General features: G+C 60.8%; 1 protein-coding gene. It reads left to right on the top strand.

All coding sequences use genetic code 11. From position 1 onward, the window contains the following. Positions 1 to 293: hypothetical protein (locus tag P0G09_RS19775; RefSeq protein WP_275253527.1), on the top strand; the 293-nt coding region annotated here is incomplete at both ends.

Here is a 293-nt window from a genome sequence, read left to right as displayed (position 1 = left end):
GATGGCTGATTCCGGTGCGCGTGGTTCTATGAACCAGATCAAGCAGCTGGCCTGCATGCGCGGCCTGCTGGCCAACACCGCAGGTAATACCATCGAGATGCCCATTCGACCAAACTACCGCGAAGGTCTGAACATCCTGGAATATTTCGTTTCCGCCCGTGGCGCTCGTACGGGTCTGGCTGATACCGCTCTGCGTACCGCTGACTCCGGCTACCTGACCCGCCGCATGGTCGATGTCTCTCAGGAGGTCATCGTCCGTGAGATCGACTGCGGCACCACCGACGGCCTGTGGG

It is taken from the genome of Faecalibacterium sp. DFI.5.82 (assembly GCF_029076575.1).
GTDB lineage: Bacteria > Bacillota > Clostridia > Oscillospirales > Ruminococcaceae > Faecalibacterium > Faecalibacterium duncaniae.
This window is presented reverse-complemented; position numbering and strand designations above follow the sequence as displayed.